This window comes from Stutzerimonas sp., from assembly GCF_982611455.1.
Window position 1 is genome coordinate 87,908 of sequence record NZ_CEXBBO010000005.1, and the last position, 13,595, is coordinate 101,502.

A 13,595-nucleotide genomic window follows, 5' to 3' on the forward strand; every position below is an offset into this window, starting at 1 on the left:
TCTCCTTTCTGCCGTGCCCTTTGGTTCGCCATGCCTGAATTACCCGAAGTCGAAACCACTCGTCGCGGCATCGAGCCGCATCTCGTCGGCCAACGCGTTAGCCGTGTCATCGTGCGTGAGCGGCGGTTGCGCTGGCCGATTCCGGACGATCTCGATGTGCGTCTGTCCGGCCAGCGCATCGAGGCCGTCGAGCGGCGCGCCAAGTATCTGCTGATTAGGGCCGAGGTCGGCACGCTGATCGCTCATCTGGGCATGTCCGGCAGCCTGCGTCTGGTGCCGGCGGACCTTTCGGTGGGCAAGCATGAGCATGTCGATATCCTCCTCGAGTCCGGTATGGCGCTGCGCTACACCGATCCACGGCGCTTCGGTGCGCTGCTTTGGAGTAGTGAGCCGCTGAACCATGTGCTGCTCGCCAATCTCGGGCCCGAACCGCTCAGCGATGCTTTCGACGGTGAACGTTTATTCCAGCTGTCGCGCGGTCGCAGCATGGCGATCAAGCCGTTCATCATGGATAACGCGGTGGTGGTCGGGGTCGGCAATATCTATGCGAGCGAGGCGCTGTTCGCCGCCGGGATCGATCCGCGCCGGGCCGCGGGGAATGTGTCGCGGGCGCGTTATCTGAAGCTCGCCGTGGAAATCAAACGCATCCTGGCCTATGCCATCGAGCGTGGCGGTACCACGCTGCGCGATTTCGTCGGTGGCGACGGCAAGCCGGGATATTTCCAGCAGGAGCTGTTCGTCTATGGTCGCGGCGGGGATTTCTGCAAGAGTTGTGGCTCGACCCTGCGCGAAATTCGCTTGGGTCAACGCGCCAGTGTCTATTGCGGACGCTGTCAGCGATGACGCCGACGATCTGCCATGCGACTGCGCAGGCATTGACGGTGTTCACGATCAACAACCGATGGCCACTGCTATAGTGACCGTCACTACAATTATCTGCCTCGTTTCGCCCAGCTGAAGGACCACACCATGAAACTGTTTCGCTCCACTGCTGTTGTCTTGGCCCTGACCACTGGCCTGCTGGCGATGCCGGCCCAGGCGCAATCGGTGCAGCAAAACGCCAGCGGCGATCCGATGTATACCGTCGAAGCGCCAAAGGCTTTTTCCATTGTCGGTGATCTGCTGATTGCTCGTCCGCTGCTAATTGCTGCGACTGTGATCGGCGCCGGCCTGTTCGTTGTCAGCCTGCCGTTCAGCGCTCTGGGCGGGGGCATCAAGGAAACCGGCCACGCACTGGTCGTCGAGCCCGGCGCCGCGGCGTTCGCCCGTTGCCTGGGTTGCACCCGCGTAGGCTATAACCGCCAGGACTGATCCTCGGCCATCGTCAGGTCGCAACACTCGCTGACCTGCTTCCTCAACGGCTCCGCCGCTTCACTGCGTACGGAGCCGTGTTGTTTCTGGCGAGTCGATTCGTTTCCGGAAGATTGCAGGGTCGACGCATCCGGGGCGTGGAAAGCGTCAGCAGAGATCGAAGGTGAATTACGGATCGAGCAAGAGGGGATGCTTGCAGACCCCACCGCTCGAGTGAGGTCAAAGATTGCGGTCAGGCCTTGCCTGTAATGATCAGGTACTTCTGCATCAATTCATCTTTGCTCTCGACATTGCTTTCATCGAGCGGAATGCAGTCCACCGGGCAGACTTGCTGGCACTGTGGTTCGTCGTAATGACCGACGCATTCGGTGCAGAGGTTGGGATCGATGACGTAGATTTCCTCACCTTGGGAAATTGCGCTGTTCGGGCACTCGGGCTCGCACACATCGCAGTTGATGCAGTCATCGGTGATTATCAGGGACATCCAGCTAACTCCAGCTGCGGCGTGGGCCGCAGCGCAAGTAAAAACGACCTGCTATTTTGCCGCATCGGCTCGTCCTGTGCACGTCGTCGCGATCACCCATCTGTCGGCAATCAAAGTGCCCGCTATTGCCGGTACGGCTTCAACGTGCGGCGTAGCGTTCGGTCAATGCCTTCATTACCGAGGGGTGAACGAACTTGCTGACATCGCCGCCGAGACGGGCAATCTCGCGCACCAGGGTCGAGGAAATGTAGGAGAACTTCTCCGACGGGGTGAGAAACAGACTTTCCACATCGGGAGCTAGTTGCCGGTTCATGTTGGCCAGCTGGAATTCGTATTCGAAGTCGGACACCGCGCGCAGGCCGCGCAGCAGGACGTTGGCCTTCTGCTCGATGACGAAATGGGCCAGTAGCTTGGAGAAGCCCAGCACCTTGACGTTCGGCAAATGCGCCGTCACTTCCTGAGCCAGCGCCACACGCTGTTCAAGCGGAAACAGGGGGTTCTTGTTAGGGCTGGCAGCGACCGCGATGATCACCTCATCGAACAAACGCGAGGCGCGCTCGACCAGGTCGGTATGGCCCATGGTGATCGGATCGAAGGTTCCCGGATACAGCACTCGATTCATCGCGGCGTCCTGACGCATGCGTGGGGGGTGGATGGTAGCGGCTCGGTATTGGCAGCGTAAAGCATCAAAGCGGATGACGGCCGGGTGTCGGCGCAACGCCGCCGTTCAAGCCTTTTTCAATCGCTCGGCCAATTGACCGGAGAGTTTGGCGGTCAGGCCGTAGATCGATAATTGCGGATTGGCGCCGATGCTGGTGGGGAACAGCGAGCCGTCGTGAATCGACAGGTTCTCCAGTTGATGGTGACGACCGAGGCTGTCGGTGACGGCGTACCGCGGGTCTTCGCCCATCGCACAACCGCCCATGACGTGAGCGCTGCCGAGCCGCAGGCGGAACAGCTCGAGGCTCAGCCCGTCGATCATCTGTCGCGCTTGCTTCAAGGTTTTTGCGTACGCCGCATCGTTGTGCAACGGCAGTACCGCCCGAGCGCCAGCGGCGAACTGAATTTCCGCCATGCTGTGATAGGCGCGGCGGATGCCATCCCAGGTGTAGCCGGTCATGCGGTAGTCGAGCGTGGGCGATCCGTCGCCGCGCAGTTGCACCTGGCCTTCGGCGCTTTCCGGATGAAAACCGTCGCGCATCAGCGCGATCATCGCGTTGGTGTGCGGCAGCTGCTCCATGCGCAGGGCGTTGTCGACGCCGAAGCGGCCCAGCAGTGTTGACGCCAGGGCCGGATGCATCGGCGGCACTTCCAGCTTGTATGACATGCGTCCGGTGACGCCATCATCCCATTGGAAATGATCTGAATAGATCGATTGTGGCGCGCCGTAGAAGGGATTGATCACGTGATCGAATTGCGCCGCGGAGAAATTCACCAAATGCAGAAAGGTGCGTTTGCCGAGGCGCTGGTAAGGATCCGGCGTCTCCGAGCGCAGCAGAATCGCCGGCGTATTGATGCCGCCACCGGCCAGGATGTAATGGCGCGCACGCACGCGAATCCTTCGCCCGGTGGGCGTGACGCAACGCGAATCCATGGCCAGGCAATCGAGCGCCACGACTCGCGCCTTATCTACTATGAGACGCTCGGCACGGGCCAGATAGAGCAGCTCGCCGCCTTTTTCAAGGGTGGCCGGGATACTGGTCACCAGCATCGATTGTTTGGCGTTGGTCGGGCAACCCATGCCGCAGTACCCGAGGTTCCAGCAGCCACGCACATTGCGCGGGATTACCGACCAGCTGTAGCCAAGGGCCTGGCAGCCGTCGCGTATGACTTGGTTGTTGGCGTTCGGCGGTAGCTGCCAGGGTTCAATCCCCAGGCGTTGCTCCATGCGTTCGAACCAGGGCGTCATCTCTGCCACGGAAAGCCCCTTGACGCCGTGTTCCCGCGCCCAGTGTTCCAGCGTCGGCGCCGGGGTGCGAAAGCTCGAGGTCCAGTTCACCAGGGTCGAGCCGCCGACCGCGCGGCCTTGCAGAATGGTAATGGCGCCGTCCTTGCTGGTGCGGCCGATGGCCTCCTGATAAAGCGAGGCGTAGGCGGCCGGCTCCTGCATGTCGAAGTCGCGGCTGCTGCGCAAAGGGCCTTCCTCGATGAGCAGTACCTTGAATCCCGCCGCGCTGAAAATTTCCGCACTGGTGCCGCCACCGGCCCCGCTGCCAACGATGACGATATCGGCTTCGAGGGTGATGTCCTGCTCGAGCCGCGAGCCGTCATGGGTTTTCCAGCCGCGGGCGATGCCATCGGCAAAGGGGTCGGCAACGGGCATCTCGGGTCCTCGGTGTCGGGTGGGTGATAGGTGCAGCGAATCGCTAGCAGTAAACTCCGCTTTTTCGGCTGTTTTTTGCTTTGTCTTGCCTGCCTCGCTTACGTTTTTCAACAGCCTGTCAGACGACGGGCGGGCCGGGATAACCGCAGTGGCTCCAGGATTCCGGGCGGCCATACCACGCCATCAGAATCATTTGCAGCAGCGAGGCGTGACCTTGGCGCAACAGCGTCAGGGAGCTGCTTTCCCAACGTTGCAAGAACGCGCTCACCTGGTCGTCCTGCGCCTGCTCCCAGCTGCCCCAGATACCGGTCATGGGGCCTCGGGTGACTGGCAGGCTGAGCAGATCGAACAGCTGCATTACCTGTTGTGATAATGCAGGCGACAAGTGGGCGAGCCCCTGGTCAAGGCTGGCCAGTGTTCCCTGTACGGCAGCTGGCATGTCTGGCGTGGATACAGCGCCTTCAAGCAGCACCGGTACCAGGCGGCGCAGCATTGGCAGATCGCTATCGCGTAGCAGGGCAAAGCCGTTGGCAGCGCCCTCACTGCTACAGCCAGACAGGCTGCCGAGAAGACCGGCGCTGGCCAGGATCGTGCTGCCGAACAGGCCGACTTTGAGCAGGCCGCGTCGGGAGAGCGGTAAGGCGGTGATGGTCATCGTTGTTGTCTCACCGGGGCGTGCAGAGGTTCAGCGCACAAACAGTTTGTAGATCAGCTTCTGCAGGGTCTTTCCGTACGGTGGGTAGATCAGCCGGGCAGCGTTGAAGCGCTGCTTGATGAACACGCCCTTGGCCTTGCTGAAGGTCAGAAACCCCTCATGGCCGTGGTAGTGGCCCATGCCCGAGGGGCCGACGCCGCCGAATGGAAGATCGTCCTGCGCGACATGCAGCAAGGTGTCGTTGAGGCAAACGCCGCCGGAATGGGTGTGCCGCAGCACCCGTCGCTGTTCGGCCTTGTCGTAACCGAAGTAATAAAGCGCCAGCGGGCGAGGGCGGGCATTGACGTAGCTGAGCGCCTGCTCGATATCGTCGTAGGGCACGATTGGCAGTAGCGGACCGAAAATCTCGTCCTGCATCACCAGCATCTCATCGGTCACGTCGAGCAGCAGGCAGTGCGGCATGCGCCTCTCCTGGCCGTGATCGAACAGTGGCAAAACCCGTGCGCCTTTAGCCTGGGCATCGTCGAGGTAATTCTGCAGCCGCAGATGCTGGCGTTGGTTGATGATCGAGGTGTAATCCGGGTTATCGGCCAGTTGCGGATAGAACTGCCGAACGGCCTGCCGATAGGCCTCGACGAAACCGTCGATGCGTTGCCGTGGCACCAGCACGTAATCGGGCGCAACGCAGGTCTGCCCGGCGTTTAGCGTCTTGCCGAAGGCGATGCGCTCGGCGGCGTCGGCCAGCGGTACGTTGGCCGAAACGATGGCGGGCGACTTGCCGCCCAGCTCAAGCGTGACCGGCGTCAGGTTCTCCGCTGCGGCGCGCATTACGTGCCGACCGACGCTGGTGCTGCCGGTGAACAGCAGATGATCGAAGGGCAATCGCGAGAAGGCCATGCCCACTTCCGCCTCGCCGAGCACTACCGCCACCTGATCCTCCGGAAATATCTGCGCCAGCAGCGATTTGAGCAGCAGCCCGGTGGCCGGGGTGGATTCGCTCAGCTTCAGCATTACCCGGTTGCCTGCGGCCAGTGCCCCGATCAGCGGGCCGATGGCCAAGTACAGCGGATAATTCCAGGGCACGATGATGCCCACCACGCCGAGCGGTTGATAAACCACCTGCGCGCTGGCCGGCTGAAAGGCCATGCCCACACGGCGTCGCGACGGCTTCATCCACGTTCGCAGACGGCGCTTGGCGTAACGAATGCCGTGCAGACTGGGCATGATCTCCGCCAGCCGCGTTTCGTCCGCTGAGCGGTTGCCGAAGTCCTGGCTGATGGCATCGATCAGCGCTTGTTGGCTGCTGGCGAGAACATCGTGCAGTGCCTCCAACCATTGCAGGCGATCCTCGGCGCGGGGGCTGGGGTTGGCCTGAAAGGCGCTGCGCTGCCGCTCGAACAGCGGCTGCAGACGCTCGGTCTCCAGGTGCGCCTGGTCAAGATAGGCGATGTCGGCAAGCATGGGCGATGCTCCGGAAAGCGGTCAGTGATGAGTTTTATTAGAGTAAATACTCTAGTCTGTCAATCGAGGGTGCCTTGTCGTGATTGCCGGGGTACCTTTGCACACCAGTTTTAGCGCGACGGATGATCCTCTCCCGCAATGTCCCCGAAATCGAAAACCCGCGAACGCATCCTTCAGACCAGCATGGAATTGTTCAATGTGCAGGGCGAACGGAGCGTGACCACCAACCACATCGCCGCGCACCTGGCTATTTCTCCCGGCAACCTCTATTACCACTTCCGCAACAAGCAGATGATCATCGCCGAGCTGTTCGACCGCTACGAGACGGACGTCGATGGTTTCCTGCAGCTACCCGAAGGTCGCGCGCTGACCATCGAAGACAAGACCGCTTACCTCGAAGCGCTGCTCTCGGCCATGTGGGACTACCGCTTTCTGCACCGGGACCTCGAGCATCTGCTGAGCTGCGATGAACGACTGGCCGAGCGCTACCGCCTGTTCGCCAAGCGCCATCTGGTGAGCGCACAGCGCATCTATCAGGGCTTCGTCGAAGCAGGCGTTCTCGACATGGCGCCGCCGCAGGTGGAGGCGCTGGCAATTAATGCCTGGATCATCATGACATCCTGGGTGCGGTTTCTTTGTACGGTGAGCAGCGCGACCGCGCTTAGCGAAACGATGCTGCGGCGGGGCATTTATCAGTTGTTGATGCTTGAAGATGGCTTTGTCGTACCGCAAGCGCGTGGAGCATTCGAGGCTCTACAGCAACGGTTGGCCGTGGCATTGCATTTCTGATTCAAGACAGCGGTTGCGCATTCGGGCTCTTGCTCTTAGGTTTCAACGACTTATTGGCGTTTTTCCTGCGAACAGTCAGTCTTTTGTCGCCAATAGTGGCATTTTGCTTGCATTGGCGTTTTGCCTATGGATTAATGCCGGCTCACAAAATGACTCCGAGTGAACCATGCGGTTCTTTCATGCCTTCGCCTGTCGAATCGGCGCAACGGTCAATGTGCGGCGTTTGCCTTTGGTGTCGTGCATTCTCGCGAGGTTGGTCGGCACCGCTTTAGCCTTGTTCTGTGCCGTTCTGTTTGCGGCCGACGGGCCAGCGATCAGCAATTCGCAAGCACCACGCAGCGTGGTGTTCTGGTACTCCGACAATCCGCCTCTCGCCGAGCTCTCCCAGTTCGATTGGGTTGTGCTCGAATCCGCTCACGCGAGCACTGCCGACATTGGATTCTTACGCGATCAAGGCAGTGAGCCGTTCGCCTACCTGTCGGTGGGCGAATTCGATGGAAGCTTCGCTGGATCGAGTAGCGCTCTGGCGGAAGGCGCCAGCAGCGTGCGTAATCAGGCCTGGAACAGCCACGTCATGCTGATTAGCTCGCAGGCCTGGCGTGACTATTTGCTGAATCGTGCTGGCGAGCTGGCAAAGCAAGGCTACACAGGACTATTTCTCGATACCCTTGATAGCTTTCAGCTGCTCCCGGCAGGCGAGCAAGAGGCGCAGCGGATCGCGTTAAGAGACTTTCTGATCGAACTCAAGCACCGCCAGCCGACCCTCGAGCTCATCTTCAATCGCGGTTTCGAAGTGCTGCCCGAGATGCCTGGAGTCGCCTCGGCAGTAGCTGTGGAATCGATTCATTCCGGTTGGGATGCCAATACCGGGCGCTACCGAACGGTCCCCCAAGACGACCGTGACTGGTTGGAAACGCATCTCGAACCGCTGCGCGCCCAGGGCGTACCCCTGATTGCCATCGATTACTTACCAGCCTCGCGCCGTGACGAGGCGCGAGCGTTGGCTCTGCAGTTGCAGCACGAGGGCTTCGTACCCTTCGTGACGATGCCCGAACTGGACTACCTCGGTGTGAGCGGCGTAGAGGTACAGCCGCGCCGTATCGCGCTGGTTTACGACCCCCGCGAGGGCCCGCTGGAAACCAACCGCGGCCATCTCTTTCTCGGTGGCTTACTGGAATACATCGGTTATCGCGTCGACTACTTAGCTGCTGATCAATTGCCCGAGAGCCCAATGAGAGGGCTCTATGCTGGCGTCGTTACCTGGATGACCAATGGTCCCACTGACGAACCCGCGGTGTTCAACCGGTGGCTATCGGCGCGCATGGACGAAGGGGTTCCGCTGGCGATCATGGGTGGCCTTCCAGTGGAAAACGACGATTTGCTCAATCGCATGGGCCTGCGCCGTGTCAGTGCGCCAGCGGAGGGAGAGGTCGTCGTCGCCAGCCAGGACGAGACGCTACTGGGGAAATTCGAGGCGCCGCTGACGATCCGGGTTCGTGATCTCGTAGCTTTGACGGTCCGCGACGGTGGCGCGACGCCGGGGCTGGTGCTGGTCGATAGCGAAAAGCGTAAGTACGTGCCGGTGGCAACCGGGCCTTGGGGCGGTGTCGCCCTGGCGCCTTATGTCATCGAGGAAGGTCCGGGTAGCCAGCGCTGGATGCTCGATCCCTTCGCCTTCGTGCAGCGCGCCTTACGATTGCCACCATTGCCACGACCGGATGCAACCACCGAGAACGGCCGCAGAATCGCCACGGTGCACATCGATGGGGATGGTTTCCTATCGCGCGCCGAGGTTGCCGGCTCGCCTTACGCCGGGCGCGAGGTGTTCGATGCCTTCATCAAGCCGCATCCGTTTTTGACATCCGTCTCGGTAATCGAAGGTGAGGTCGGGCCCAAGGGCCGTTACCCGCATCTCGCACGGGAATTGGAACCGATCGCCCGGCAGATTTTTGCCGATCCCAAGGTCGAAGTCGCAACCCACTCATTCAGCCATCCGTACTTCTGGCAGCCAGAGCGGGCGCAACATCGTGAAGGGTTCACCGCCGAATACGGGTTGATGATGGCGATCCCTGGCTACGACAAGCTTGATTTCAAACGCGAGGTGTTTGGTTCGACGGCCTACATCAACCAGCGTCTGACCACTGCCGACAAACCGGTGAAGATGATTTTCTGGTCGGGTGATGCATTACCGGATGCCGCGACCATCAAGCTGGCTTACGAGGCAGGTCTGGCCAACGTCAACGGAGGCACCACTGCGCTAACCCGCGCATACCCGTCCTTGACAGGCCTATCACCGCTGATCAGGCCCACCGAGGGGGGCGTTCAGTATTACGCGCCAATCATCAACGAAAACCTCTATACCAATCTCTGGAAGGGGCCTTATTACGGGTTCCGAGGTGTGCTCGAGACCTTCGCGCTGACCGACAGTCCTCGGCGTCTGCGCGGCTTGCACCTTTATTACCACTTTTACTCGGGAACCAAGCAGGCCTCGATCAAGGTAATGCAGGACATTTACCGCTCGATGCAGGCTGAACAACCGATCTCGCTATGGATGAGCCAGTACATCACCCGCATGCACGGCTTGCATCAGGCCAGTCTGGCGCGTTTGCCCGATGGTCGCTGGCAGGTTCGCGGCCTGGATGGCTTGCGCACCCTGCGCCTGGATCCGGCGCTGGGCTGGCCTGACCTTGCGCATTCGCGCGGCGTCGCCGGCGTGCGCGACCTGCCGCAAGGGCGCTATGTACATTTGAGCGCCGCCGATGCCGTGCTGGCCCTGCGCCGCGAGCGCGATCCGCGCCCCGCGCTAGAGGACGCCAACCTGCCGTTGCTCGCCTGGGAGTACCTTGCCGATGGCAGTATCAGGCTGTCCTTCGCCGGTGAAATACCGCTGCGCTTTTCGGTGCGAGCGGCGGCGGCTTGTTCGCTCGATGTCGCGGGCAAACGCTATCAGGCGACCGGTGATGAAGGCCTGTGGCAGTTCGATCTACCCATGAAGCGGGTGGCCGATGCGCAACTCCGCTGCTTCTGATTCCACGCGCCTGCTGAGCCCCTGGACCATACTGCTGGTAGTGGTACTGGTGGGCGGGGCGCTGGTCTGGACCTACGCTGGCGAGGATGTATTCATGCCCGGCGAAAAGCGTCCCGATGCTGTCTCCATCAGCTATGCCGAGCTATTGCTCGAGGCTCATCCGGACGATACCGACCTGCGCCTGAAACTGGTCGAGCAGTTGATCGAACTGGGCGACTATGTACGCGCGCGCTCGCATGTGTTCCAGCTGGCAGCAAGCGAGGCGGATAGCGTGCGCTTCTATCTTATGGAGCTGGCGATTCTCGAGGCTACGGCCAATCCCGACGGCATATCGGATCAGACGCGCGAAAGTTTGCTCGATCAAGTGCATAGCGTGGAGCGCGGCACTCTTTCCATCGAACAGTTGGTTCGTCAGGCCGGCTACGCGCTCGCGTTGTCAGCGCCCGGACTGGCTGCGCCGATTTACCGCGATCTGGCGGCGCGCGATGCACCCAAGCGCGTCTACTGGCTTGACGAGGCCGCCCGTGCGCATCTGGCAGCGGGTGAACCATTATTGGCCGCGCAGATATTCACCGAACTGATTTCAACCGCGCAAGCCGTTGCCGAGCAACGCCAATACCTGCAGCAAGCATTCTCGGCCCTGCGGTCGGCCGACAGCAGCGAGCAAGCCGCCGAACTGATCCACCGCCACCTGACGTTAATGACCGAAGCCGATGGCGCGCTGTTTGGCGCGGCGGCGCAGGCGGCGGTCGGTAGCCAGCGCTTCGATCTAGCGAACGAAACCGTGGCACGTTGGCGCACGCTGGCACCGGATGACGTGGCGGCCTTGAACGTGGAGTTTGACCTGCACTTGGCCGCCGGGCAGATCGACGAGGGCTGGTTGATCGGTCAGCGTCTGGCAACGCTAGGCCCGTTGAATGCCGCGCGGCTCAAACAACTGGCTCAACTCGGTGAATGGACCGGTCACTCCGCTCAGGCGCTGGACTTTTGGCTGCGGTTGGTCGAGATCGACGGCCGTCCCGCATTACGTGAACATACTTGGCGCCTGGCCGCGCAGCTGTTCGACTTCGATCATACAATCGGGCTGCTGGCAGCGCTGTCCGAGCAGCGCCGGTTATCGGACACGGAGCTGGATGCATTGGTCTACAGCCACCAGGCTCGCGGTACGCCAAGCGAGGCTGAACGCTGGCTGCGCGGTTACTTGCAGCTGTACCCGAGCCATCAACTGGCCTGGCTGCGTCTGCAACTGATTCTTGAGCAGACTCAGCAACTAGCCGCGCAAGCCGAGCTCTGGGCCGAGATTGAACGTCGCTTCGGACTGAACGTTGTCCAGCGGGTGAGCTGGGCGAGGGTCAACTGGGAGTTGTTCGACCCGAAAGGCGCCTGGCATGTGCTAAATGGCCTGGATGCGGACGCGGTCACTGACGAAGCCTATTGGCATCTTCGCGCCGAGCTTGCCTGGGAGCTGGAGCGCAATACCGATGCGCTGGACAGCTATCGCAGGCTCGAAGCCCTGGGCGCTGACCTGGACGATACCGGTAATGAACGCCTGATTACGCTGTACAGCCGCAGCTCACCGGCCACCGCGCTGGATGTGATGATCGCCAGCTGGCAGCGCAACCGCACACCGGCGAACCTCAGTCGGGCGCTACAGCTCGCCGAGGACCTTGATGACATGGTTCGGCTAGAGGCGCTGGTTGCCGAAGGGCAGCGGCTGCCAGACAGTCGATCGGTTGCGGCCCTGTGGAGCGCACGTGCGTTGTTGGCCGAACGCGCGGGCAATTCTGCCGAGGCCGGCCGGCTATACCGGCAGGCGTTGAGCCGGTTTCCACGCTCGAACCGGTTCCGCGAGCAGCTACTGTGGCACTACATCGATCACAATCAGAGCGATGCATTGGTGCCGTTGCTGACTCAATGGCGTCCCCTGGCAACCGGCAGCAGTCGTCTATGGCTGCCGTTTGCCAGCGCCAGTCTGTTGCTCAATCGCAACGACGAGGCTTTGCGCTGGTTCGATCTGTATCTGCGTGCCAACCCCAACGACTGGCTCGTGCAGGCGGCTTATGCCGACGTCCTGGAAAGCACCGGCTATGCCGATCGGGCGTTACGCCTGCGTCGCCATCTGCTACGCACGAACCAGGTGCACGCGGCCGCGGCGAGCCCGGCCCGGTATCAGACGTATCTGCGTTTGCTGAACAACAGCTGGTCGACCCGTTTAGCTACGGAACAGGCGCTGCGCTGGCGCGATGGTTCCCGGCCGATGCTGCAACTGTGGTTCGAGCAGTTCAGCGCCCAGCTCGATGCACTGGGCCAGACGGCAGTGAAGGGCGAATGGATCTCCTGGGGGCGCCGCAACGGTTTGCAGATCAATCAGTACGCCGAGCTGCAGCAAGCGCTGCAGGCAAACAACCGCGACCTTCTCGAGCGCTTGCTGACGCAGGGTGGGCTGGACCCGGCGCAACGCGTCGAGGCCTTGATGCGGCTGGGCGGCACTGGCCAGCCGCTGGCAGAGAGCCTCGCAGCATTGTCCGCTGAGCAACCCGCTGCGATACGTCAGCAACTGTTGAGACAAAGCCTGGCATTGCAAGAGAGCAGGCCGCAGGGCTTCCAGTTCGGCATGCGCCAGCAGGATTTCGGCACCATTCGGCTGCAGGGCGAGACCGCACGCATTGCCAGGCAATTGGATGCAGATTGGCACGCGCAGCTGTCCCAGGCGCGGCTCGATTATTCCGGTACCGGGCTGCTCGGTACACGACCTGGGGTCGAGCAGACCACCGAGCTGGAGCTGACCCGTACGCTGGCTAACGGTGCATTGGGAGTTGCGCTGGACCGCAGCCAGCACGATGAGGGCGAGCGTCGCGGGGCTAGCGTTTCGCGCAGCTTGCAGCTGGGCGATTCCGATGCGCTGGAGTTCAAGCTCGACTGGCACCGCCAGGCCGAGGAAAGCGGACTGCTGCGGGCCTTTGGCAGGCGCGACGCGCTGAGCGTCAATGGTCGCCATGGGTTCAGCGCGCGCGATCAGCTCAGTTGGTCTTTAGCTCATCAGCGCTTCAGCACCTTGGAAGGCGAAGCCGTGGGTAACGGTCATCAATTCAATCTCGAACTCAACCATGCGGTTTTTTTCGAGGGGCCGAGCTGGACCCTGCGTAGCGGACTCAGCTATTCGAGATACAGCCAGGCGGGCGAATTGAGCTCGATACAGACGGAAGGGACGGAGCCAGCACTGGCAGCCGACCTGCTTCAGGACCGCTTCGGTCAGCTGTACGTCGGCAGTACCTGGCGGCGCGGCTTTCCGGGTGCTGTGAACCGAGGTACAGCTCAATACAGCTGGCTGCTCGATGTGCTGGTGGGCTGGCAGTGGACCGAGCAGCAGCCCAATTACGCGATCACCACCGGCGTCGGCATGCGAGTGCTCGGCGACGATGAACTGGCCTTCACCTTTGGCTTCCAGTCCGCACCGCGCAACGGTGACGGCGAACCGGGTGGAACACTGGGCATGACTTACAGCGCCCGTTTCGGACGCTGATGCGCGCTCTACAAGGAGAAT

Annotated in this window: 10 protein-coding genes; 5 read left to right on the forward strand and 5 right to left on the reverse strand. The window is 61.6% G+C overall.

Going from position 1 to position 13,595, the window contains the following annotated elements; genetic code table 11:
* The first annotated feature begins 30 nt into the window (after positions 1-30).
* Positions 31-843: a bifunctional DNA-formamidopyrimidine glycosylase/DNA-(apurinic or apyrimidinic site) lyase gene (gene mutM, locus AC2LD7_RS04875; protein WP_484596727.1), complete on the forward strand. Its 813-nt coding sequence runs from the start codon at positions 31-33 to the stop codon at positions 841-843.
* Between the two features lie 126 nt (positions 844-969).
* On the forward strand, positions 970-1,311 hold the full coding sequence (locus AC2LD7_RS04880; RefSeq protein ID WP_484596728.1) for a multidrug transporter: 342 nt from the start codon (positions 970-972) through the stop codon (positions 1,309-1,311).
* A gap of 232 nt (positions 1,312-1,543) precedes the next feature.
* Here the strand turns inward: AC2LD7_RS04880 and AC2LD7_RS04885 are convergent, their stop codons facing one another.
* The 5 genes from AC2LD7_RS04885 to AC2LD7_RS04905 form a co-directional block, all read right to left on the reverse strand.
* The gene (locus AC2LD7_RS04885) at positions 1,544-1,795 is read right to left on the reverse strand and encodes a YfhL family 4Fe-4S dicluster ferredoxin (RefSeq protein WP_025243441.1); all 252 of its coding nucleotides are present in this window, start codon (positions 1,793-1,795) and stop codon (positions 1,544-1,546) included.
* Between the two features lie 139 nt (positions 1,796-1,934).
* Positions 1,935-2,417: a pantetheine-phosphate adenylyltransferase gene (coaD, locus tag AC2LD7_RS04890; protein WP_484596729.1), complete on the reverse strand. Its 483-nt coding sequence runs from the start codon at positions 2,415-2,417 to the stop codon at positions 1,935-1,937.
* A 105-nt stretch (positions 2,418-2,522) separates the two neighbouring features.
* The gene (locus tag AC2LD7_RS04895; RefSeq protein WP_484596730.1) at positions 2,523-4,118 is read right to left on the reverse strand and encodes a GMC family oxidoreductase; all 1,596 of its coding nucleotides are present in this window, start codon (positions 4,116-4,118) and stop codon (positions 2,523-2,525) included.
* A 118-nt stretch (positions 4,119-4,236) separates the two neighbouring features.
* The gene (locus AC2LD7_RS04900; RefSeq protein WP_484596731.1) at positions 4,237-4,773 is read right to left on the reverse strand and encodes a twin-arginine translocation pathway signal protein; all 537 of its coding nucleotides are present in this window, start codon (positions 4,771-4,773) and stop codon (positions 4,237-4,239) included.
* A gap of 30 nt (positions 4,774-4,803) precedes the next feature.
* Positions 4,804-6,234: a coniferyl aldehyde dehydrogenase gene (locus tag AC2LD7_RS04905; RefSeq protein ID WP_484596732.1), complete on the reverse strand. Its 1,431-nt coding sequence runs from the start codon at positions 6,232-6,234 to the stop codon at positions 4,804-4,806.
* A 138-nt stretch (positions 6,235-6,372) separates the two neighbouring features.
* Here AC2LD7_RS04905 and AC2LD7_RS04910 point away from each other — a divergent pair, with 138 nt between their 5' ends.
* The 3 genes from AC2LD7_RS04910 (at position 6,373) to AC2LD7_RS04920 (ending at position 13,574) form a co-directional block, all read left to right on the forward strand.
* The gene (locus AC2LD7_RS04910) at positions 6,373-7,023 is read left to right on the forward strand and encodes a TetR/AcrR family transcriptional regulator (protein ID WP_484596733.1); all 651 of its coding nucleotides are present in this window, start codon (positions 6,373-6,375) and stop codon (positions 7,021-7,023) included.
* 166 nt (positions 7,024-7,189) lie between these two features.
* On the forward strand, positions 7,190-10,051 hold the full coding sequence (locus AC2LD7_RS04915; protein WP_484596734.1) for a bifunctional glycoside hydrolase/polysaccharide deacetylase family protein: 2,862 nt from the start codon (positions 7,190-7,192) through the stop codon (positions 10,049-10,051).
* Positions 10,029-13,574: a tetratricopeptide repeat protein gene (locus AC2LD7_RS04920; protein WP_484596735.1), complete on the forward strand. Its 3,546-nt coding sequence runs from the start codon at positions 10,029-10,031 to the stop codon at positions 13,572-13,574. Before AC2LD7_RS04915 ends, AC2LD7_RS04920 begins: the two co-directional genes overlap by 23 nt.
* The last annotated feature ends 21 nt before the right edge of the window (positions 13,575-13,595 follow it).

Coding starts and splice junctions, on each gene's coding strand:
- mutM (WP_484596727.1), top strand. CDS start 31: ATGCCTGAATTACCCGAAGTCGAAACCACTCGTCGCGGCATCGAGCCG.
- AC2LD7_RS04880 (WP_484596728.1), top strand. CDS start 970: ATGAAACTGTTTCGCTCCACTGCTGTTGTCTTGGCCCTGACCACTGGC.
- AC2LD7_RS04885 (WP_025243441.1), bottom strand. CDS start 1,795: ATGTCCCTGATAATCACCGATGACTGCATCAACTGCGATGTGTGCGAG.
- coaD (WP_484596729.1), bottom strand. CDS start 2,417: ATGAATCGAGTGCTGTATCCGGGAACCTTCGATCCGATCACCATGGGC.
- AC2LD7_RS04895 (WP_484596730.1), bottom strand. CDS start 4,118: ATGCCCGTTGCCGACCCCTTTGCCGATGGCATCGCCCGCGGCTGGAAA.
- AC2LD7_RS04900 (WP_484596731.1), bottom strand. CDS start 4,773: ATGACCATCACCGCCTTACCGCTCTCCCGACGCGGCCTGCTCAAAGTC.
- AC2LD7_RS04905 (WP_484596732.1), bottom strand. CDS start 6,234: ATGCTTGCCGACATCGCCTATCTTGACCAGGCGCACCTGGAGACCGAG.
- AC2LD7_RS04910 (WP_484596733.1), top strand. CDS start 6,373: ATGTCCCCGAAATCGAAAACCCGCGAACGCATCCTTCAGACCAGCATG.
- AC2LD7_RS04915 (WP_484596734.1), top strand. CDS start 7,190: ATGCGGTTCTTTCATGCCTTCGCCTGTCGAATCGGCGCAACGGTCAAT.
- AC2LD7_RS04920 (WP_484596735.1), top strand. CDS start 10,029: ATGCGCAACTCCGCTGCTTCTGATTCCACGCGCCTGCTGAGCCCCTGG.